Origin of the sequence: Pseudomonas sp. SMSB3 (assembly GCF_052041965.1) — a bacterium.
GTDB lineage: Bacteria > Pseudomonadota > Gammaproteobacteria > Pseudomonadales > Pseudomonadaceae > Aquipseudomonas.
In genome coordinates, this window is sequence record NZ_JBKGGV010000005.1 from 55,074 (window position 1) to 78,038 (window position 22,965).

Consider the following 22,965-nt stretch of genomic DNA (forward strand, 5'->3'; position numbering starts at 1 on the left):
TCAATAGCATCGGGCAATCCCCTGCCAAGAGATTGCCCGATGTTCGATCATGCCAAACCTGTAGCCCGCGACATTGATCCCCGCCAACGCCTAGTCAGCAGCAAAGTCCCCGACTGGCTGACTACCCTTGAACCTGAACATCGGCAACTGATGCGCCAGTCGAGCGATCAGCGCGACCGGCAACTGGAAGCTGCTTGCCTGGCCAATCCCGACGTGGCCAAGGCCTTGATGAGCACATACGCCGAACACTTGCACGCCGAGGCCGCGCTCAAGGCGCTGCTGGCCAGCGTACCCGCCCTGGAGCCATACGCCACGGGCTTGCTGACGGCGGCCTTGGAGCAACGCTTCGAGCTGAAGCTTGATGTGTCGAACACTTACTTGATGAACCTGAGCCGTGCCGCCTCGTTGAAAACCGCACTGGGCAGCCCGGGCGACGATCCCTTCGCCACTTCGGCCCGCGCCTTGCAGCTGGCGACCCAGTCCTTGCTGCACAGCGCCCTGCAGAACTTCGAGGCCTCCGAAGCCCAGCCGGACGGCTTGAAAGCCGGCGACCAGGCCTCGTGCCTGCTCGACAGCAACGATGTCAGCCTGTTATCCACAGCCACGCCGCTGGCCATTGCCGCCGAAGACTTCGCCGCCCTGGCACGCGAGCTGGATCTCGGCGGCAAGTACCAGCTCATCCTCGATGCCGTCGACCCACCTGCCGGGCACGCCGATGCCGAGGCTGTACGCGAGGTGTTCAGCGCAGCCGAACGTTCGGCGTTCAAACTGCAGGTGCACCTCGCCCTGCTGCGCGGCAAGATCGACCCGTTGATCCACGACAGTTTGCTCCGGCTCGGCGGCGACGAGCCGGTCAAGCTCAACGGGCGCTCGCTGTTGTGCGGTGCCATCGAGCTGCTGCACACCACTCTCACCGGCGCGATGACCATCGGCATCGATGCGCGCATCCCCAGTGGTGGCGGGCGCTTCCCGCCTGGGCCGACCTACCCCTATGACGGCTGGGTGGTGCTGTACTTGCCTGGCATGCCTGAGCCTCTGACGCAGCATGGTTCCAGGGACGAAGCTGAGGCTTTCCTGACCCGGCAGCTGCCAGCGCTCAAGCAGCCCGGCGCCCCTGGACTGCTGCCCGACCGCGACCGAAGCACTTTTCTGGGAAAGCTCGCCGATACGCTCGAACCCTATACCTGGGACGAAACGGGTCAATTCAAGGTGCGCAGGCCCGACGTCAATGCCCGAGTACGGCTGCACGTGCATCCCTTCACCAAGCCGAGATTGGAAGAACGCACCACCCAGCGGCAAAAGCGCTTGCGCGATGATGGGCTGTTTCATGCAGTGCCCACCGCTGCCCAGGATCAGCAGACCGCGCAAAGGCACCTGGCCTACTTCGAGGCCATCGCGCTCAACGTACTCAACGTCGCCGGGATGTTCCTGCCACCCTTGGGCGCCGTAATGCTCGGTGTCACTGCCGTGCAGCTGGCCAACGAAGCGTTCGAGGGCATCGACAGCTGGCTGGACGGTGATCGCCAGCAGGCCCTGGCTTACCTGATGGACGTGATCGACAACCTCGCCCTGATGGCGGCTCTGGCAGGCGCTGGCCAGGGCGGCGAACGGCCGGTGGTCGAACACATCCCGGTAGAAACCCCGTCATTCATCGAGGCGCTCAAGCCCGTTGTATTGCCTGATGGCGAGCAGCGGCTGTGGCAGCCCGACCTCGCGCCCTTCGCCCATGACCACGTGCTCCCTGCAGGCCTGGCGCCGGATGCATCAGGCCTGATCCATCATGCCGGCAAGACCTGGCTGCCCGTGGAAAACCGAGTCTATGCAATCAACAAGAGCGCCGCCGGCTATCGGCTGGAGCACCCCACTCGGACCAACGCCTATCAGCCCGAGGCCTTGCACAACGGTGCCGGCAGCTGGGTCCTGGAGAGCGAACAGCCGCGCACCTGGGACGGCCCGAGGCTGATGCGGCGTATGGGCCATCTCAGCGCGCAGTTCGACTCGCAGACGCTGCAACAGATCCTGGACGTATGCGACATCCACGAAGACGTACTGCGCCGCGCGCTGGCAGATAACCTGCGCCTGCCAGCCTTGCTCGAAGACACCTTGCAGCGCTTCGGGCTCCACAGCGCCATCGAGGCGGCGAATCCGCACGGCTCGACCGCTCAGCTCAATGCCGAATTCTTGCGCCAGTATCGTTCGCTGCCCGCTAGCCAGTCCCCTCACGCCGACTTGATCACGCGAATCTACCCAAACCTTCCCACCCCAATCATCGACGAACTGCTGCGCCAGGCCTCGGCGAGCGAGGTGCAGGCCCTCGCCCAGGGCAAGGTGCCCAAGCGCCTGGGCGAAGAGGTACGCCTTTACCAACAGCAGATTCGCCTGGCGCGCGCTTATGAAGGCTTGTATCTGCAGGCAGTGCACAGCGAAGACACGGACCTGCTGATGCTGTACAGCGTTGCCCAATTGCCGAGCATGCCCCAGGGCCTGAAGATCGAGCTGCACGAAGGCAGGTTCCAGCCGCGCCTTATCGCCAGTATCGGCGATGACCAGGCAGCGACCGTACGCCTGGTGACGCGCTACGGATCGGCCTACACCAGCACTGCCCCCTTCCCCGCCGAGCCAGTGGCCAAGCAGCACGCCACGCTGGCCCACGCGCTGTGCGACGCATTGAACGACCCTGAACTGGCCACTGCTCCTGCGTTGCTCGAACGTTTACGTCAGGGGCCGCATCTGTCGCGCTGGATGTTGCGCAAGCAGCTGGGCATGCAGCGGGCCAGCTTCAGATCGCCCATGCGCTTGGCCGATGGCCGGATCGGCTATCGGTTGAGCCCCACCCCCTGGGTCGATGACCTGTCGCTGCTCGACCGATTCACTCGCCTGTATGTCCGGCTTACCCAGATAGGCGTCGCGCCCGCCACCGCCAACCAGTTGCTCAGCGCCTTGCAGGAACTGCCGTTGAGCGACGAGCAAGCCGATGCAAGGCTCGCACAGCTGGCCGACAGTGCCGTCACCTTGCAGGCCAGTCTGGATCAATGGCGCGCCAGCCCACCCGCGATTGCCGATGCCAACTTCAGCAGCTACAGCCGCGACACCCTGGAAAATGCCTTGTGGACTCACTGGATGCACGCCGCCGTTCCGGAATTCGATGCAGGACACGGCACCCTGTACCTGAACCAGACGTTCCTGTCCGAGTTCCCGACCGACTTCCCGCCTGGCTATGGCGAAGGGGTTCGGCATCTGCACCTGGACAACATCGCCATCGACCATGCGCCGGCAGGCAATCTTCCCAATGCTCGCGTCAGAGCAGTGCTGGAAAACCTGTTCCGGCATTTTCCCAATGTGCAGATGCTGGAAATCGATCGCCCCTTCGCCGCTGAAGCACCGCCGTTCGAGCTACAGGCCAACCTGGATCTGCTCGTCACGTACTTTACGCAGCTCAGAGAATTGCGCCTGATCAACCAGAATCTCTTACTGACGCCAGAGGCAATCGATCGACTGGCCCGCATGCCCCGCCTCGATCTGCTGGACCTGGGCGGCAATCTGCTGGCCCAGGGAGGGGAATTCGTGCCCAGTGCATGGCGCTTGCAGTATCTGGGCATGGAACGCATGTCGCTCATGCAGTGGCCGCAATGGCTGAACGCCGACCTCATGGCCCAGGTGGCGTACCTGTCCCTACGCGAGAATGCGCTTGTCACCGTGCCGGGCTACCTCAGACTCAACCCGCTGAGCGCAGGGCCTGGCACCGTGATCACCCTTGAAGCCAACCCGTTGCCCGAGGCGCTGGTACAGCACCTGGCCTTCAGCCAGGACGGCCTGCCGCGGGCATTCGTGTTCAACCTGGATCTGTCGGCGCCCATTCAAGCCAACCTGGCGACTCTTCAGGCGCAGCGCATCGAGCTGCGAGCATCGCTGCACCAGTGGGCGCTGCAGGGACCCGCCAGCAGAGTGCAAACCGCGACCGATCTCAGCGATTTCTGGGAAGCGCGGGTTCGCCAGTTAGGCCGTGCACCGCTGCATTTGCTGGATGTGCGGCTTGAAGACTTCCCGCCTCAGTTGCCTGCCTTCTACACCGAGCATGTCGATCATCTGATCCTGGAAGGACTGGATGCGAGCCGGCAGCAGCTCGACAGTTGCCTGCGGCAGTTTCCGCGCTTGGTCACCCTAGCGCTGTACGACAATGTCCAGGCCTTGCACAGCGTCCCGCAAGCCTTGGTTCATCTGCCATCCTTGACGGAACTGGAGCTGGTTGGCCAAGGCCTGGTCATCGATAACGCCACGCTGGAACTGCTGCTGCGCCTGCCAGCGCTGGAATTGCTGGACCTGACCGGCAACCGTCTGAGCGCTGACCTGGTTGCGCCAGTGCAGGTGCAGCGCCGGCTGAACCAGCTGACCTTGGCCGACACCGGACTGGAGGCGTGGCCTGCTTGGTTATACGACGTGATGCCTACGCAATTGCTCGACCTCGGCGACAATCTGCTGACCCACTTGCCTGCCGAAGTTCTGGCGGCCAACACCCTGGAGGGTGAACGCACGATTGTCGCGCTCGCTGGAAACCCGCTGGATGACCATGCACGGCAGTTGCTTGGCCAGGCAGAGGGCGCGCCAAGGCTGTATCTGCCGCACGGTTTCAGGCCAGGGTAGAGCGACGCCCACCGCCAAGATGATCTTATATACAGCCCGCCAGGACGGCTAAATAGCATGGGGCAACTCACATGACACGAGATTGCCCCATGATCGATCCGGCCCACCCTGAAGTCAGCGCCATCAGTCCTTTCCAGCAACTGGTCAGCAGCAAAGTCCCCGATTGGCTGACTACCCTTGAACCTGAACATCGGCAACTGATGCGCCAGTCGAGCGATCAGCGCGACCGGCAACTGGAAGCTGCTTGCCTGGCCAATCCCGACGTGGCCAAGGCCTTGATGAGCACATACGCCGAACACTTGCACGCCGAGGCCGCGCTCAAGGCGCTGCTGGCCAGCGTACCCGCCCTGGAGCCATACGCCACGGGCTTGCTGACGGCGGCCTTGGAGCAACGCTTCGAGCTGAAGCTGGATGTGTCGAACACTTACTTGATGAACCTGAGCCGTGCCGCCTCGTTGAAAACCGCACTGGGCAGACCGGGCGACGATCCCTTCGCCACTTCGGCCCGCGCCTTGCAGCTGGCGACGCAGTCCTTGCTGCACAGCGCCCTGCAGAACTTCGAGGCCTCCGAAGCCCAGCCGGACGGCTTGAAGGCCGGCGACCAGGCCTCGTGCCTGCTCGACAGCAACGATGTCAGCCTGTTATCCACAGCCACGCCGCTGAACATTGCCGCCGAAGACTTCGCCGCCCTGGCACGCGAGCTGGATCTCGGCGGCAAGTACCAGCTCATGCTCGATGCCCTCGACCCACCGGCCGGGCACGTCGATGCCGAGGCTGTGCGCGAGGTGTTCAGCGCAGCCGAACGTTCGGCGTTCAAACTGCAGGTGCACCTCGCCCTGCTGCGCGGCAAGATCGACCGGTTCATCCACGACACCCTGCTCAAGCTCGGCAGCGACGAGCCGGTCAAGCTCGACGGGCGTACATTGCTGTGCGGCACCATCGAGGTGCTGCAGACGCCCCTTACCGGCGCCATGACCATCGGCATCGATGCGCGCATCCCCAGTGGTGGCGGGCGCTTCCCGCCTGGGCCGACCTACCCCTACGACGGCTGGGTGGTACTGTATCTCCCCGGTCTGCCTGAGCCTTTGACACAACACGCCTCCAGGCTCGATGCCGAGGCCTTCCTGGCCAGGCACCTGTCGGCATTGCGCCAGCCAGCGGGCCTGCTGCTGGTGTCCGACCGGCACAAGCATGCATTTCTAGAAAAACTTGCCGACACCCTCGAGCCCTTTACCTGGAACGCCAGCGGGCAGTTGAAGGAGCGTGTACCCGACCCAAACGCGCAGGTACGCCTGCATGTGCATCCATTCACCGCGTCGATGCTGGAAGAACGCGTCACCCAGCGGCAACGACGCTTGCGCGACGATGGGCTGTTTCATGCTGTGCCTACAGCGATCCAGGATCAGCAGACCGCGCAAAGGCACCTGGCCTACTTCGAGGCCATCGCGCTCAACGTGCTTAACTTCGCCGGGATGTTCCTGCCACCGTTGGGCGCCGTAATGCTCGGTGTCACTGCCGTGCAGTTGGCCAACGAAGCGTTCGAGGGCATCGACAGCTGGCTGGACGGCGATCGCCAGCAGGCCCTGGCTTACCTGATGGACGTGATCGACAACCTCGCCCTGATGGCGGCTCTGGCTGGCGCTGGCCAGGGCGGCGAACGGCCGGTGGTCGAACACAACCCGGTAGAAACCCCGTCATTCATCGAGGAACTCAAGCCCGTTGAATCGCCTGATGGCGAGCAGCGCCTATGGCTGCCCGACCTCGCGCCCTTTGCCCACGACCAGGTGCTTCCTGCTGGTCTGGCGCCGGATGCATCAGGCCTGATCCATCATGCCGGCAAGACCTGGCTGCCCGTGGAAAACCGAGTCTATGCAATCAACAAGAGCGCCGCCGGCTATCGGCTCGAGCACCCCACTCGGACCAACGCCTATCAGCCCGAGGCCTTGCACAACGGTGCCGGCAGCTGGGTCCTGGAGAGCGAACAGCCGCGCACCTGGGACGGCCCGAGGCTGATGCGGCGCATGGGCCATCTCAGCGCGCAGTTCGACTCGCAGACGCTGCAACAGATCCTGGACGTGTGCGACATCCACGAAGACGTACTGCGCCGTGCGCTGGCAGATAACCTGCGCCTGCCAGCCTTGCTCGAAGACACCTTGCAGCGCTTCGCCATCGACCAGACCCTGCGCCAGCTGCCGGACAGCAGCACCTGGCACAGTGAATTCGCCAAGGCGTACGATCGGTTGCCGAGCCCCGAACACCCCTCCAGCCCCTTGGTGCAGCGCGTTTATCCACACCTGCCAAGTCCTGTCATCGATGAACTCCTGAGCGGTGTGAGCGCCGGTGAACGACAAGACCTGGACAGTGGAAAAATTCCACTGCGCCTAGGTGAGGAGATCCGCGCGTACCAGCAACAGATCCGCCTGGCCCGCGCCTACGAAGGTATTCATCTGGTCGGCGTACAGGGCTGGGACAGTGATCGCCTCGTCCTGCAGACGCTGCAAACCCTGCCGGGATGGCCTGCCGAGACCAAGGTGCAATTGCTGCAACGCAGCCACTGGCCTGACCAGCAGCACACCCTTGGGCCGCTCGACGAGCGCCCTTACATCACGCTGAGCCACGCCCAAACCGGCTACATCGTGCACGATGCCAACCAGCCCAGGGTTTCGGTGGCACCTTACGCCGATCTTCCGGCAGCGTTGCATGCGGCGCTGCCCGAGGCCATGGCGCAGCTGGGCTGCGACGATGCTGCAGCCCTACGGCATCTGCTTCGAACACAGCCCATGCTTGCCCGCGCCGAGTTGCGCCAAGTACTGGGCATGCAACCGATCCGGCCTGGCTACCGGCCTGCAATGCGCCTCGCCGACGGCCGTGTGGGCTACCCGCTGAGCAGCGGTGAAGATGCTGCTGAAGGCAGTACCCGCCAGCACCTGCTGGCAACCGCCCGCGCCACGGGTATTCCTGAGCGTACCGGCAGATCGCCCGAGCAAGTGCTGATGGCGATTGCCGGTCAAGGGCGCAACCGATTGCAAATCATCGAGCACCTGACCACGCTGCTGGGCGAGCGCGACCTGCTGGAGCGCCAGCTGGAAGACTGGAGCGAAGCGATTTCGCCGGCCTCGGATCAGGCCGCGCGCGCCTATGACAGCCTTCGGGAGTCGATCATGCAGCACTGGTACGACACCGCTCTTGAGGACGAGCATGCGCTCAATGCCGAGCTGAGCGTAGAGGGCGTGCCGCTGACGGATATCCCAATGACCTTGCCGGACTTCTTCTACCGGCGTATTCGCAGCCTGCGCCTGATCGACCTGCCCAGCGGCACCCTGGCCGGCTGGGGCCAAACCGAGCGCCTGATGCAACGCCTGCTCGGCCTGGTTCCGCAGCTGCAGTCCCTCGAAATCAGCCGGCCCTACAACCCTCGAGCGACGCCTTCACTGCTGCTCTCGAGCTTACCGACGATTCCCACGGCGCTGCCCAACCTACAGCGACTGGCACTGACCAACCAGAACCTGCTGTTGTCTGGCAGCCACCTCAACGAGCTGGCTAGGCTTGAGCATCTTGGCTATCTGGACCTGAGCGGCAACCGCTTGCAGCAAAGCGGCGATCGACCCAGCTTCCATCTGTTCAGCCTCGAGCACCTGGGGCTCGAGCGCATGCAGCTGAGCCAGTGGCCGATCGGAATCGGCAGCGATGCCCTGGGGCGCATCGGTCACCTGGCCCTCCAGGACAATAACCTGAGTTCGCTGCCCGCCTTCCTGCTCAACGAGGCCGACACCCTTACCCGTGCCCCGGCGATTTCCCTGCAGGGCAATCCCATCAATGAAACGCACCTGCAGCGCTTGCTGCTCAACGAACGCCCGGAAACCTCGCAGGTAGCGGTCGACCAACCGGCCACCTTGCAAGAACGTCTGGAACGCGTGCGCAGCGAACGCCGGCAAATGCGCGATGCCATCGATGGCTGGTCACAGGCGTCGAGTTCGAGCAATCCATTGACTCAGTCGGCCTTGGCAGACCGCCAGCGCATCGCCACGGCGATCAACCAATTCTGGGAGCGTCAGGAGCAGGGCCAGCGCTATCTGCGTCTGCACCTGGAAGACGTAGCGATCGAGCACTTCCCGCGCCGGCTACCAGCGTTCTTCGGCGAGCGGGTAACCGCGATGACACTGACTCGCCTGAGCGGCACGGCGTCTCAGCTCAGCGACCTGCTCGAGCGTTTCCCCTCTATCACCCGCCTGACCATCGATGCCCACCAAGCGCCCACCCCGGCCTTGGTCTCGGCGCTGCCACGCCTACGGCAGCTGACCTATCTTGAGTTTCGCAACATGGACCTCGAGATCGATCAGGCCATGCTCGATACCTTCGCCAGGCTTGAGCACCTCAACTCGCTGGACCTGTCGGGCAATCGGCTGGGCACTATCACCCAGGTGCCGGCAAGCCTGGCTGCCAACCTCACCTCCCTGGGCCTTACCCACATGAACCTGCAAAACTGGCCACAGTGGTGCAACGACCTGCTACCCCTGGAGCTGCTGGACCTGAGTTCGAACCAGATCACCGACCTGCCTGAACACATCCTGTCGAACCTCAACAACGCCATGCCGATCTCGTCGATCTCGCTGTTCGACAATCCGTTGCCCATGGAAACGATCCTGCGCGTGCGGGCGTTTTCCGACAGCCAGCGCAGCCTGTCCTTCGCGCTGGACATCCCTGACAACCTGATGCTGGTCAACACCTCCAGTGAAGAATCACTGAACCATCCGCATTTTCCGCTGCTCGGTGACGACACCCCCAGACTCAACGATTGGATGTTGGGCAATGCCGTGCAAAACGAGGCATTGCAAAGCTGTTGGGAGCAACTCGAAGGCAGCGCCCTGCTGCGCCTGGTCGGTCGACTGCACAATGCCGCACCGTTCGTCGATCCCACCACGCAAACCAGCTTCTGCGAACGGGTTCGCCTGATGCTGGTGGCTGCGGCAGCCAACGCCGAAGAACGGCCGGTGCTGGAGAGCATCGCCACAGCCGCCTTGCCAGACCCTGTAACCGGCTCGCAAACCTGCCACGACGGAGCCTTGCAGGAGTTCAACAATATCGAGCTGTACCTGATGGCCAAGCGCTTGGTGATCGATGCCGGTGACACCCTGGCCCAACTGCACCAGCGCCTGCTGCAACTGTTCCGTATCGAGCAACTGGAAAAACTCGCGAGTAATCGCTCAGGCTCCGGCGACCTGGTTTCCGTGCGCCTGGCCTACCGGCGTGAGCTGGCCAAGGAACTGGACTTGCCCATTGCCGACCGCATGCGCTTTCGCGGCGCCGCGAACCTGGCACGCGGGGAGATAACGCGGGTGCTGGAAAGCGTACGGCAGAGCGAGCGTGGCGAGCCCTTCATCGAATACCTGTTGGCCAACCCCGACTGGACCCTGCGCCTGCGCGCAGATCACGCGCCGCGCTTTGCGCAGATACAGGCGCGCTTCGGTCAGCGGGTGCTGGAGCTCGCCAACGCTGACCATGCTTTGGCAGAAGAACTGGTCCTGCAACAGGCGCTGCAGGACGACAGGGATCAGGAGGAACTGGAGCTGCTGCGCGAATTGACCATCGCCTTCGTGCACGGCGACTGATCTTCGCCCATGGCGTTGACGCGCGGGTTCGCTCGCGCGCCGACGCCGCTCAGCGTCCGTAACGCGCCTGCCCCCAGGCCAGCATTGCCTGCAACAACGCCTTGAGCACCTCGCGGGTAGGCTGGGCAAGGTCATTTCGATAAGCGAAGGGCTCACGTTCATTCATGTAGGTGCTTTGCGCCAGCTCCAATTGCACCGCATGGATGTGCTTGTCAGGGTCGCCGTAATGGCGGGTGATGTTACCGCCCTTGAAGCGGCCATTGAGGACATGGCTGTAACCCGGCGCCTCGCCGCACACCCGTTGCAAACGCGCGGCCAGTGCCGGATCGCAACTGGCGCCGTTGAAGGTGCCGAAGTTGAAGTCTGGCAACTTGCCGTCGAACAGGTGCGGGATGTGCGAGCGGATCGAATGGGCATCCCAGAGCAAGGCGTAGCCATGGGCCTCTCGCAGGCGCGCCAGCTCCTGTTCCAGCAGGCGATGATAAGGGCGCCAGATGCTTTCCAGGTAGCTGCTGCGCTGCTCCGCGCTCGGCTCAAGCCCTGGCTTGAACAACGCCTGGCCATCGAACAGGGTTGCGGGAAACAAGCCGGTGGTGGCGCCGGCATACAGCGGCGTATCGTCCTCGGGCCGGTTGATATCGATGACGAACCGCGAATACTGCGCGGCCACCACGCTCGCACCCATTTCACCGACGAAATCGTACAGCTCGGGGATATGCCAATCGGTGTCCGGCAGGCTACACGCCGTCTCCACCAGCCCATGCTCGACGCTTGGTGTGAGCTTCACGCCGGCATGGGGCATGCTGATCAAAAGCGGCACACGGCCTTGCTGGAATGTCAGTACCTTGTCCATCGTGTCTCGCTCACAGATTCAGTTCATGGCCCATGCGCACCACGCGCTTGGGCAGCTCGCCGCCAAGCCAGTAGGCCAACTCGGCCGGACGTTCGATTTGCCAGGCGACGAAGTCCGCGACCTTGCCGACCTCGAGCGACCCGTGACTATCGCCCAGGCCCAACGCCGTGGCGGCGTGCACGGTGACGCCGGCCAAGGCTTCTTCAGGGGTCATGCGAAACAACGTGCACCCCATGTTCAACATCAGGCGCAGCGACAGCCCAGGCGAAGTGCCGGGGTTGAGGTCGCTGGCCAGGGCCATCTTCACGCCGTGACGGCGCAGTGCATCGATCGGCGGCAACTGGGTCTCGCGCAGGCAATAGAACGCACCGGGCAGCAACACCGCGACCGTGCCCGCCTGGGCCATGGCAACGGCGTCCTGCTCGGTCATGAATTCCAGGTGATCGGCCGACAGTGCCTGGTAGCGCGCAGCCAGGCTCGACCCATGGAGGGATGACAGCTGCTCGGCATGCAGCTTCACCGGCAGCCCCAGCTCGTGCGCCTTGATGAACACCTTCTCCACCTGCGCCGGCGAGAACGCCAGGTGTTCACAGAACGCGTCCACTGCATCGACCAGGCCTTCGTCGGCGAGCGCCGGCAACAGCTGCTGGCAGATGTGCTCGATGAACGCATCGGCGCGCCCTGCGTACTCCGGTGGCAAGGCATGGGCAGCCAGGCAGGTGGCGCGCACGGTCAGCGCCAGCTCATCGCCCAGGCGCCGGGCGACCCGCAGCATCTTGCGCTCGTTGGCCAGGTCCAAGCCGTAGCCGGACTTGATCTCGACGGTTGTCACGCCATCGCGCATCAGCGCTTCGAGCCGCTGGCGGGCGCTGCTGAACAGCTGGTCTTCGCTGGCAGCACGGGTGGCTTGCACGGTGCTGGCGATGCCGCCCCCCTGGGCAGCGATCTGCGCATAGCTGACCCCTTGCAGACGCTGCTCGAATTCGCCGCTACGGTTGCCGCCGAACACGGCATGGGTGTGGCAGTCGATCAGCCCAGGGGTTACCCAGGCGCCAGCCAGATCGACACTGTGCGCGACTGCCGATGACGGCAGCTCGGCGCGTGGGCCGAGCCACTCGATGCGCCCGGCAGCGGTGATGATCGCCGCATCCTCGATAATGGCGTAACGCCCCCCAGCCATGGTGGCCGCGTGACAGTGCTGCCAGAGGGTTCTCATGTGCAATCTCCTTGACCTGCGGTGCAGCCCAATGGGGCGTGCTTGCCTGGGCGTGGCTTGCACCACAGCAGATACGAAACCACCAGGAAGACGACCCAGATCACGCCGACCAGCAAGGCCGCCTGGGTGTCGGGGAAGTAGCCAAGCACGGCGAAAATGAACAGCATGAAGACGATCGCCAGGGCCGGCCCGTACGGCCAGAAGGGCACGGGAAAGCGCAACTGGGCGGCGTCGCTACGGCTCATGCTGCGGCGCATGGCCACTTGCGTGAGCAGGATCATCAACCATACCCACACGGTGGCGAAGGTGGCGATCGAGGCAATCAGCAGGAAGACGTTTTCCGGGATCAGGTAGTTGAGCAGCACCCCGAGCAGCAATGCCGCGCCCATCACCACCACGGTCATCCACGGCACGCCGTGCCTGGACAACTGCCCGAAACTGCGCGGCGCATGGCCTTGCTGGGCCAGACCATACATCATGCGACCGGCGCCGAAGATATCGCTGTTGATGGCCGACACCGCAGCGGAAATCACCACGATATTGAGCACGGCAGCGGCCGAGCCGATACCCAGGTGGCTGAAAATCTGCACGAACGGGCTGCCTTCGCTGCCGATCTGTGGCCACGGGTACAGGCACATCAGCACCAACAGGGTCAGCACGTAGAACAGCAGGATGCGCAGCGGCACGGCATTGATCGCCTTGGGAATCACGCGCTGCGGATCCTTCGCCTCGCCGGCGGTCACGCCGATGATCTCGATGCCGCCGAAGGCGAACATCACCACGGCAAAAGACGCGATCAGGCCGCTGATGCCATTGGGCATGAAGCCACCATGCTCGACCAGGTTGGCCAAGCCCACGACGTGGCCATCACTGACCTGGCTGAAGCCGAAGACCATGATCCCCACCCCGGCGAGGATCATCGCGACAATGGCGCCGACCTTGAGCAGCGACAACCAGAACTCCATCTCGCCAAAAACCCTGACGTTGCACAGGTTCAGCGCGCCAATGACGAAGACGATGCCCAGCACCCAGATCCAGCGGGCCACTTCCGGAAACCAGAAGCCCATGTAGATCCCGAAGGCCGTGACATCGGCAATCGCGACGATGACCATTTCGAAGGCGTAGGTCCAACCCAGGATGAACCCGGCCATGGGCCCGAGGTAGGTGCTGGCATAGTGGCCGAAAGAGCCTGCTACCGGGTTGTGCACGGCCATTTCACCGAGCGCGCGCATGACCATGAACACGGCGGCGCCGCCAACCAGGTAGGCCAGCAATACAGCCGGGCCGGCCATCTGGATCGCCGAGGCTGAGCCGTAGAACAAGCCGGTGCCGATGGCAGAGCCAAGGGCCATGAAACGGATGTGGCGGGCCGTCAGGCCACGCTTCAAAGCTTGAGCTTGCTGCATATCACGTCCTTGAATTGTTCTTGTGGTCGTGAGATCGAGGGGGCCGCGAACCGGCCCCGAAACGTTACAGGCTAGGCAGAACCCCAGCCGGCAGCAGCCCGGTGAGGCTACCCTTGGCCAGCAGTGCGACAGCGGCCTCGATGTCGGGGGCGAAGAAGCGGTCGCGGTCGTAATGCGGCACTTCGCGGCGCAGGGCTTGACGCGCCTGTTCCAGCTTCGCCGAAGTCTTCAGACCTTTACGCAGGTCCAGCCCCTGACACGCGCCCAACCATTCGATGGCCAGCACGCCTCGGGTGTTCTCGGCCATTTCCCACAGGCGCTTGCCCGCAGCAGGGGCCATCGACACGTGGTCTTCCTGGTTGGCTGAGGTCGGCAGGCTGTCGACGCTGTGCGGATGCGACAAGGCCTTGTTCTCGCTGGCCAGGGCCGCTGCAGTGACCTGGGCGATCATGAAGCCGGAGTTGACCCCTCCGTTTTCCACCAGAAACGGCGGCAGCTGTGACATGTGCTTGTCCATCATCAGCGAAATGCGGCGCTCGCTGAGCGCGCCGATTTCGGCAAGCGCCAGGGCCAGGTTGTCAGCGGCCATGGCCACAGGCTCGGCGTGGAAGTTGCCCCCGGACATCACATCGCCTTCGGCGGCGAACACCAGGGGGTTGTCGGACACCGCGTTGGCTTCGATGCCCAGCACTTCGGCGGCCTGGCGGATCTGCGTCAGGCAGGCGCCCATCACCTGGGGCTGGCAGCGCAGCGAGTACGGGTCCTGGACCTTGTCGCAGTTCTTGTGCGACAGCGACACTTCACTGGCCTTGCCCAACAGGTCACGGAAACACGCCGCGGTGTCGATCTGCCCGCGCTGACCGCGCACCGCATGGATGCGCGCATCGAACGGCGCCCGCGAGCCCAGCGCGGCTTCGACACTCAGGCCGCCGCACGCGATGGCAGCGGCGTACAGGTCTTCAGCCTGGAACAGACCACGCAAGGCGTAAGCGCTGGACGCCTGGGTGCCATTGAGCAGCGCCAGGCCTTCCTTGGCGGCCAGGGTCAGCGGCTCGAGGCCCGCCAGCGCCAGCGCTTCGCCGGCCGACAGCCACTGCCCGCGATGACGCGCCTTGCCCTCGCCGAGCAACACCAGCGACATGTGCGCCAACGGCGCAAGGTCACCGGACGCGCCCACCGAGCCCTTGAGCGGGATGTGCGGATAGACCTCGGCGTTGACCAGGGCGATCAGCGCGTCGATGACCTTGCGCCGGATACCGGAGAAACCCCGGCTGAGGCTGTTGATCTTCAGCACCATGATCAGCCGCACCAGGTCGTCGTCCAGCGGCGCGCCGATGCCCGCGGCATGCGACAGCACCAGCGAGCGCTGCAGGTTTTCCAGGTCATGGCTGGCGATGCGGGTCGACGCCAGCAGCCCGAAGCCGGTGTTGATACCGTAGGCGGTACGGTCCTGGGCAATGATCTGCTCGACGCAGGCGACACTGGCATCGATCGCCGCTGCGGCGCTGGCGTCGAGCTGCAAACGTACCGGGGCAGCATGGATGGCGCGTAGCTGAGCCAGGGTCAAGGTGCCTGGCTTGAGGGTCAATTCGGTCACTTCGCTACTCCAATGGCAGGGGCCCGCAGGCCCTCTTGTTATTCAGTATGGGACAACGGCCTGCGCTCAGCCGGTGATCATCGGCAGGTCCAGCCCCTGCTCCTTGGCGCATTCGATGGCAATGTCGTAGCCGGCATCGGCATGGCGCATCACCCCGGTCCCTGGGTCGTTGGTCAACACCCGGGCGATACGCTCGGCGGCTTCGTCGGTGCCGTCACAGACGATGACCATGCCCGAGTGCTGCGAGAAGCCCATGCCGACGCCACCCCCATGATGCAACGACACCCAGGTGGCACCGCCGGCGGTGTTGAGCAAGGCATTGAGCAACGGCCAGTCGGACACGGCATCGGAGCCATCGCGCATGGCTTCGGTCTCCCGATTGGGGCTCGACACCGACCCTGAATCGAGGTGATCGCGGCCGATTACCACCGGCGCCGACAGCTCGCCGCTGCGCACCATTTCGTTGAATGCCAGGCCGAGCTTGGCGCGCAGCCCCAGGCCCACCCAGCAGATGCGCGCCGGCAAGCCCTGGAAGCTGATGCGCTCGCGCGCCATGTCGAGCCAGCGGTGCAGATGGGCGTCATCGGGAATCAGTTGCTTGACCTTGGCGTCGGTCTTGTAGATGTCCTCGGCATCACCCGACAGCGCCGCCCAGCGGAACGGGCCGATGCCACGGCAGAACAGCGGGCGAATGTACGCCGGCACGAAACCCGGGAAATCGAAGGCGTTGGCCACGCCTTGTTCCTTGGCCATCTGGCGGATGTTGTTACCGTAATCGAAGATTGGGACGCCCTGCTTCTGGAAATCGAGCATGGCCTGCACGTGCACGGCCATCGACTGCTTGGCGGCCTTGACGGTCGCGGCCGGGTCGCTCTGCGCGCGCTCACGGTACTGCTCCCAGGTCCAGCCGGCCGGCAGGTAGCCATTGAGCGGATCGTGGGCGCTGGTCTGGTCGGTGACCATGTCCGGACGCACGCCGCGCTTGACCAGCTCCGGCAGGATCTGGGCAGCGTTGCCATGCAGGGCGATGGAGATCGCCTGACCTGCGGCGGTGTAGCGGGCGATGCGTGCGAGGGCGTCGTCCAGGTCAGCGGCCTGCTCGTCGACGTAGCGGGTTTCGAGGCGGAAGTCGATGCGGCTTTGCTGGCATTCGATGTTCAGCGAGCAAGCGCCGGCCAGGGTCGCCGCCAGCGGCTGCGCGCCGCCCATGCCGCCGAGCCCTGCGGTCAGCACCCACTTGCCCTTGAGGCTGCCGCCGTAGTGCTGGCGCCCAGCTTCGACGAAGGTTTCATAGGTGCCTTGGACGATGCCTTGGCTGCCGATGTAGATCCAGCTGCCGGCGGTCATCTGGCCGTACATGGCCAGCCCCCTGGCGTCGAGTTCGTTGAAATGTTCCCAGCTGGCCCAGTGCGGTACCAGGTTGGAGTTGGCGATCAGCACACGTGGCGCATTGCGGTGGGTCTTGAACACCCCTACCGGCTTGCCCGATTGCACCAGCAGGGTTTCGTCGTCTTCCAGGCGGGTCAGGGTTTCGACAAGCTTGTCATAGCAGGCCCAGTTGCGCGCGGCGCGGCCAATGCCGCCATACACCACCAGCTCTTTGGGGTTCTCGGCGACCTGTGGGTCGAGGTTGTTCATCAACATGCGCAGGGGCGCTTCGGTCAGCCAGCTTTTGGCGGTCAGCGTATTGCCACGTGGCGCACGGATTTCAACGTCACGGTATTTATTGTTGTCAGTCACGGGAAGGTCCTTGGCGGGTGTCCGCAGGCAGATGTGTCGTCGCAGCTATACAAACACATCTTTACTTGTATGTACAAGCACGGACAAGCCGCAAGCTTGCCGCTTACGGCCCGCCGCTTACCGCAACGTGAGTTCTACCAAGCAGAAGCGGCCGTTTGCCTTGAGGAACTGAAGGTGGTCGTTGTCGTCCAGACGCAGGCAGTCGTACAAGCCAAGCGGGTGAACCGCCTGACCAGGCAGCGCCACCTCGACGCAGGCACTGGCCGCGAACAGCAGTAGCGTATCTGCCGAGCTGTACAGGTGATGGGTGCCATCGAACCACTGCAAGCGCGCGCGGTAGCGCTGCGGCGCATAGATCAGGTTGAAATCGCGGATCGGCCCGCCCAGCAGGTGACAATTGACCTGGCTCTCACCGGCAAACGCGAACGCGTCGTACGCCAGCAGCGGTCGGCTGAGCTGGCCGTCGACCAGCAAGCGCATGCCATCGCCTTGCAACACGCTGATGATCCGCTGATAACCGGTAAACACCGAGAAACCGCCCGACTCGGCGATGTCGGCAATCGACAGGCGCCAGCCGAAACCCTCCAGGCCTTGGCCATCGTCGCGGGTGATCTCTTCGGTGAAACCGCCGCCGTTCTTCCATGGCATGCGTGGATAATCCCGGGCCCGCAGCACCTGCAGACGCGTCATTTGCTGAAGCGCCCTTCGAGGCGATGACGCGAGCCCGGATGAATCAGGCGCGCGGCGGTGACCGGCTGGCGACCCGACCAGGTGCGCCGCCGAATCAACAGGCACGGCTCGCCGCGCTCGATCTGCAGCAGACGACACTCCTCCGGGTCGGCCAGAATCGCCTCGACCACGTGCTCGCCTTCGGTCAGCGGCGCGACCTGGGAAAGGTAGGCATAAGGCGTCTGACGGGTGAAGTCCTGCTTGAGGTAGTCCGGTGCGATGGCCGCGTTGACGTAACGGTCCTCGATCTGTACCGGCACGCCGTTCTCGAAATGCACGATCAGCGAATGAAAAACCCGTTGGCCCTCACGCATGTCCAGTGCCAGGGCCCGCTCGGACCCAGCGGCCTCTTCGACCAGCGTGATCACCTGACAGCTATGGGCATGGCCGCGGCCGGCGATTTCATCGGCGATGTTGTTGACCTCGAACAAGGCCGAGCGGGTCTTGGGCTCGGCGACGAAGGTGCCTACCCCCTGCATGCGCACCAGCAGGCCGTCGGCGGTCAGCTCGCGCAGCGCGCGGTTGATGGTCATGCGGCTGAAGCCCAGCTGGCTGACCAGCTCACTTTCCGACGGCACCCGATGGTGCGCGGGCCAGCTGCCATTTTCGATCTGCTGGACAATCATCTGCTTGACCCGGGCGTACAGCGGCGCCGGGCCTTCACCTATACGGGTGGCCAGCGCGGAGACAGGAGGTGTCGGCACGGCGTTGAGTCCTTGAGCAATGGAATGGTGGCTAGCTTGCCGCAGTTTACCCGGCAGGCAAACGCCTGTATATGTATATACAAGTACAACTACAACAGGACCCTCGCAGATGCCCGCGTATTTTGCAGAACGTGCCCTGCTGCCCAGCGGCTGGGCGACCAATGTGCGTCTGGAGGTTGGCAGCGACGGCCTGCTCAGCCGCATCGACGTCGGCGGCACCGCCGAATCGGCGCAGCGCCTTGCCGGGCCGCTGCTGCCAGGCATGCCCAACCTGCACTCCCATGCCTTTCAGCGCGCCATGGCCGGGCTGGCCGAGGTCGCCGGCAATCCCAACGACAGCTTCTGGACCTGGCGCGAGTTGATGTACCGCTTGGTCGGCAAGGTCACCCCAGCGCAGCTGCAGGTGATCGCCACTCAGCTCTATATCGAGATGCTCAAGGCTGGCTATACCTCGGTGGCCGAATTCCATTATGTGCACCATGACCCGGCAGGTAGCGCTTACGCCGAGCGTACCGAGCTGTCGCGGTGCATCAGCCTTGCGGCGGCCAGCAGCGGCATCGGCTTGACCTTGTTACCGGTGCTGTACAGCCACGCAGGCTTCGGCGGTCAGGCAGCCACATCCGGGCAACGGCGTTTTATCCAGTCCACTGAGCAATACCTGCACCTGCACGCCGAGCTGGGGCCGATCCTGAGGGCGCAACCAGCGCAGCGCCTGGGCCTGTGCTTCCATTCGCTACGGGCGGTGACGCCCGAACAGATCCACGAGGTGCTGGCCGCCAGCGATCAGCAGTGCCCGGTGCATATCCATATTGCCGAGCAGCAGAAGGAAGTGGATGACTGCCTGGCCTGGAGTGGGCTGCGGCCCTTGCAGTGGCTCTATGAGCATGTCGACGTGGACCGGCGCTGGTGCCTGGTGCATGCCACCCATGCCGATGCCCATGAAGTCAGCGCGATGGCGCGCAGCGGCGCGGTGGCAGGCCTGTGCCCGAGCACCGAAGCCAACCTGGGTGACGGCATCTTCCCGGCCGCGGCGTTTCTCGAACAGGGTGGGCGTATGGGCATAGGCTCGGACAGCCATGTGTCGGTGAGCGTGGTCGAGGAGTTGCGCTGGCTGGAGTACGGTCAGCGCCTGCGCGATCAACGCCGCAATCGCCTGTACCGCCCTGACCAGCCGAGCATCGGCCGCACCCTCTTCGACGCGGCGCTGGCCGGTGGCGCGCAGGCGCTGGGGCAGCCGATCGGCGCTTTGGCGGTCGGCCAGCGTGCGGACTGGTTGGTGCTCGATGGGCAGGACCCTTATCTCGCCACCGCCGAGGACGATGCGATTCTAAACCGCTGGTTGTTCGCCGGCGGTGATCGTCAGGTCCGGGATGTGATGGTCAACGGCACCTGGGTGATACGCCAAGGACACCACGCTCAGGAGGTCGATAGCGCGCAGGCTTTTGCCCAGGTGCTCAGGCAACTGCTGGGCTGACTCACCGGGCCGTTCGCAGCGGCCCACTGGCTCAGTGCATCTTGACGATCTGCCGGTCTGGCGTTCGCCAGATCAGACGACTGGTGTCGTAACCCTGCTGGCGGGCCTTGGACATCAAGCTCTCGCGCTGCCAGGGTGCCAGGGTCGGGGTACGCGACAGAATCCACAGGTACTTGCGATCCGGGCTGCCGACAATCGCGGTGTGGTACTGGCTATCGACGTAGAGAATCCAGTACTCGCCGCGGGTCAGGCCAGGTACCAGGCGGGTGAACCAGTTATCGAACTCGACCCACAACCGGTCGGTGTGTCCAGGCTCCTGGATATTGGCGTGGCCTTCGGCGCGCAGCCATTCATCGCCCAGCGTGCGGCAGCGGTTGAGCACGCCGTAGGAGCCATCAGGCTTGAGGTTGTAATGCGCTTCGGACTGGGCGCAATCGGCCTGGTACTGCATCGGCAGACGCGCCAGTTCGTACCACTTGCCTTGATAGCGCTTGAGGTCGACGTCGCCTGCGGTCTTTGGCGCCAGCGGATCGTTGGCCGAAGTGGCACAGCCGCCGAGCAGCAGCACCAGGCACACCCCCAGCAGCACATGTAGACGCTTCATTTGAGGCCCTGCCCGGAATACATCAATACCTTGTCGGCTGCGTATTGCACGCTGATGAAGCTGGCCTCGTCGCCCCAGGTGCAACTGCTCATGCCCAGCGCGCCGGAGCATTCGGTAGGCTTGCCAAGCAATTGCTCGACCTCGGGCTTGGTCATGCCGGCCTTGAGCTTGGAATAGTTTTCCTGGTTGATCTTGCTGCACGCACTGAGCACGACGCACAGCGACAACAGGGCGAGGGAACGCAACGACATCGAGGAACTCTCCTGGAAAATAGAGACAGGCGAGAGCCTGCAGTGGCCTTCGACGGGAAAAACCCTCCCTGGTTCCCTGGCGGTCGCGTTTCCAGGTGCGCCATTGGTCGGCTGGCATGAACGAAATCATTCATGTTTTGCCGCGCTGCGACGACACAGCGGGCACGCTGTGGCGCATGACCGCAGTTCCTCCTATGCCTTGCCTTGTGCAGACCAGAAAAAAATGACCAAGAACCTGAAGTTCAGCCACAAGATCCTGCTGGCCGCCGCCCTCGTGGTGGCGGTTGCCTTTGCCTGTTTCGTGCTGTTCAACGACTACCGGCAACGCCAGTCCCTGCGCAGCGATACGCAAACCAACCTGCAAGACCTGGGCAGCCTGACCGCTGGCAATATCCATAACTGGCTCGACAGTCGCATCCAGCTGCTCGACTCGCTCGCCCAACAGGTGGCTGTCGACGGCCCGTCCAAGGACAGCCTGGCACGTAGCCTGGCCCTGCCGGTATACAGCCAGAATTTCCAGCTCAGCTACTTCGGCGGCCAGGACGGCAGCATGCAATCGGTGCCTGCAGGCAATCGCGCAGCCGACTACGACCCACGCGCACGCGGCTGGTACAAGGCCGCCAGCGCTGCCGGCCAGACCATCGTCACCGAGCCGTACATTTCGGCTTCGGCCGGCAAGCTGGTGATTACCCTGGCAACGCCGGTGCAGCAAGCAGGTCGCCTGATCGGCGTAAGCGGCGCCGACACTGACCTGCAGACCATCAGCAGGCTGATCAATGCCCTGGACTTCGACGGCCAGGGCCATGCGTTCATCGTCAACGGCCAGGGCAAGGTACTGATCCATCCCCAGGCCGATCTCGCCTCGAAAACCTTGGCCGATCTCTATCCGCAGGACACGCCGGCCATTGGTGCAGGGCTCAAGGAAATCGTGGTCGACGGCCACAGGCAGTTCATCAATTTCACCCACGTCGACGGCGTGCCGTCGGCGGACTGGTACGTCGCCCTGGTGCTCGATCAGGATGCCGCGTTCGCCATGCTCAGCGATCTGCGCACCTCGGCGCTGGTTGCCACCCTGATCGCCATCGTGGTCATCATCGCGCTGTTGGGCTTGCTGATCCGTGTGCTGATGGAGCCCCTGCACGTCATGGGCCGCGCCATGCACGACATCGCCCAGGGCGAAGGCGACCTGACCCGGCGCCTGGCCATTCATGCCCAGGATGAATTTGGCAGCCTTGCACAGTCGTTCAACCGCTTCGTCGAACGCATCCACGAGTCGATCCGCGAAGTCGCCTCGGCCACTGGCCAGGTCAATGCCGTGGCGGCACAGGTGATCGGCGCCTCAAATGCCTCGATCCATAATGCCGACCAGCAGTCGAGCCGCACCAGCAGTGTCGCTGCGGCGATCAACCAGCTCGGTGCAGCCGCCCAGGAAATCGCCCAGAACGCCGCGCTGGCCTCGCAGCACTCCAGCGAGGCACGCGGCTTGGCCAAAGACGGTCAGGACGTGGTCGGGCACACCATCGAGGTGATGAACCAGCTCTCGGCGCGCATCAGCGACGCGTGCGGCAACATCGAGACGCTCAACACCCACACGGCCAACATCGGCCAGATTCTCGATGTGATCAGCGGTATTTCCCAGCAAACCAACCTGTTGGCGCTCAACGCGGCGATCGAGGCAGCCCGCGCAGGCGAAGCCGGGCGTGGGTTTGCCGTGGTCGCCGATGAGGTGCGCAACCTCGCCCACCGCACCCAGGAGTCGGCGCAGCAAGTGCAGCGTTTGATCGAGGAACTGCAGGCCGGCGCGCAAATGGCGGTCAGCACCATGAACCAGAGCCGTCAGCACAGCGACCAGAGCGTGGGCATCGCCAACCAGGCTGGCGAGCGGCTGGGCAGCGTGACCCAGCGCATTGGAGAAATAGACGGCATGAACCAGTCAGTGGCCACCGCCACGGAAGAGCAGACAGCCGTGGTCGAATCGATCAATGTCGACATCACCGAGATCAATTCGCTGAATCAGGAAGGGGTACAGAACCTGCAGAGCACCTTGCGCGCCTGCACCGACCTGGAACACCAGGTCGAGCGGTTGAAGCATCTGGTCGGCAGTTTCAGGATCTGATGACAGCTGGGGCTGCTTGGCAGCC

13 protein-coding genes and 1 pseudogene are annotated in these 22,965 nt (G+C 64.0%); 5 read left to right on the forward strand and 9 right to left on the reverse strand.

Annotated features, from left to right (window positions below; all coding sequences use genetic code 11):
• Positions 1-39 precede the first annotated feature (39 nt).
• Positions 40-4,641 (forward strand): dermonecrotic toxin domain-containing protein, encoded by a 4,602-nt coding sequence (locus ACLEJW_RS10710; RefSeq protein WP_440777520.1) that lies wholly within the window; start codon positions 40-42, stop codon positions 4,639-4,641.
• Between the two features lie 89 nt (positions 4,642-4,730).
• Positions 4,731-10,250, forward strand: a complete 5,520-nt coding sequence (locus tag ACLEJW_RS10715; RefSeq protein WP_440777521.1) for a dermonecrotic toxin domain-containing protein — start codon at positions 4,731-4,733, stop codon at positions 10,248-10,250.
• 49 nt (positions 10,251-10,299) lie between these two features.
• Here ACLEJW_RS10715 and hutG read toward each other — a convergent pair whose 3' ends face one another.
• The 7 genes from hutG to hutC form a co-directional block, all read right to left on the reverse strand.
• Entirely contained in the window at positions 10,300-11,103 is an 804-nt protein-coding gene (gene hutG / locus ACLEJW_RS10720; protein ID WP_440777522.1) for an N-formylglutamate deformylase, read from the reverse strand.
• A 10-nt stretch (positions 11,104-11,113) separates the two neighbouring features.
• On the reverse strand, positions 11,114-12,319 hold the full coding sequence (hutI, locus tag ACLEJW_RS10725) for an imidazolonepropionase (RefSeq protein ID WP_313302212.1): 1,206 nt from the start codon (positions 12,317-12,319) through the stop codon (positions 11,114-11,116).
• Positions 12,316-13,725 carry an amino acid permease gene (locus ACLEJW_RS10730; protein WP_313302209.1) on the reverse strand — a complete coding sequence of 470 codons (1,410 nt, stop codon included), beginning with the start codon at positions 13,723-13,725 and terminating at the stop codon, positions 12,316-12,318. Before ACLEJW_RS10730 ends, hutI begins: the two co-directional genes overlap by 4 nt.
• Positions 13,726-13,789: 64 nt before the next feature.
• On the reverse strand, positions 13,790-15,322 hold the full coding sequence (gene hutH / locus ACLEJW_RS10735; protein WP_313302206.1) for a histidine ammonia-lyase: 1,533 nt from the start codon (positions 15,320-15,322) through the stop codon (positions 13,790-13,792).
• A gap of 66 nt (positions 15,323-15,388) precedes the next feature.
• Positions 15,389-17,062 carry a urocanate hydratase gene (gene hutU, locus ACLEJW_RS10740; protein WP_440777523.1) on the reverse strand — a complete coding sequence of 558 codons (1,674 nt, stop codon included), beginning with the start codon at positions 17,060-17,062 and terminating at the stop codon, positions 15,389-15,391.
• A 117-nt stretch (positions 17,063-17,179) separates the two neighbouring features.
• A complete protein-coding gene (locus tag ACLEJW_RS10745; RefSeq protein WP_440777524.1) occupies positions 17,180-17,752 on the reverse strand; it encodes a HutD/Ves family protein in 573 nt (190 codons plus the stop codon).
• Positions 17,749-18,417 carry a histidine utilization repressor gene (gene hutC, locus ACLEJW_RS10750; protein WP_440777579.1) on the reverse strand — a complete coding sequence of 223 codons (669 nt, stop codon included), beginning with the start codon at positions 18,415-18,417 and terminating at the stop codon, positions 17,749-17,751. Before hutC ends, ACLEJW_RS10745 begins: the two co-directional genes overlap by 4 nt.
• Positions 18,418-18,604: 187 nt before the next feature.
• Between hutC and ACLEJW_RS10755 the strand changes: the two genes are divergently transcribed.
• Positions 18,605-19,969, forward strand: a complete 1,365-nt coding sequence (locus tag ACLEJW_RS10755) for a formimidoylglutamate deiminase (protein WP_440777525.1) — start codon at positions 18,605-18,607, stop codon at positions 19,967-19,969.
• A 31-nt stretch (positions 19,970-20,000) separates the two neighbouring features.
• Here ACLEJW_RS10755 and ACLEJW_RS10760 read toward each other — a convergent pair whose 3' ends face one another.
• Both ACLEJW_RS10760 and bamE read right to left on the reverse strand, forming a co-directional pair.
• Complete coding sequence (locus ACLEJW_RS10760) at positions 20,001-20,573, reverse strand: lipocalin family protein (protein ID WP_313302195.1); 573 nt, start codon at positions 20,571-20,573, stop codon at positions 20,001-20,003.
• A complete protein-coding gene (gene bamE, locus ACLEJW_RS10765) occupies positions 20,570-20,824 on the reverse strand; it encodes an outer membrane protein assembly factor BamE domain-containing protein (protein ID WP_440777526.1) in 255 nt (84 codons plus the stop codon). Before bamE ends, ACLEJW_RS10760 begins: the two co-directional genes overlap by 4 nt.
• A gap of 223 nt (positions 20,825-21,047) precedes the next feature.
• Between bamE and ACLEJW_RS10770 the strand changes: the two are divergent.
• Positions 21,048-22,085: pseudogene (locus ACLEJW_RS10770) on the forward strand (HAMP domain-containing protein); the annotation flags it as partial.
• A gap of 66 nt (positions 22,086-22,151) precedes the next feature.
• Positions 22,152-22,940 (forward strand): methyl-accepting chemotaxis protein, encoded by a 789-nt coding sequence (locus tag ACLEJW_RS10775; protein ID WP_409525053.1) that lies wholly within the window; start codon positions 22,152-22,154, stop codon positions 22,938-22,940.
• Positions 22,941-22,965 lie beyond the last annotated feature (25 nt).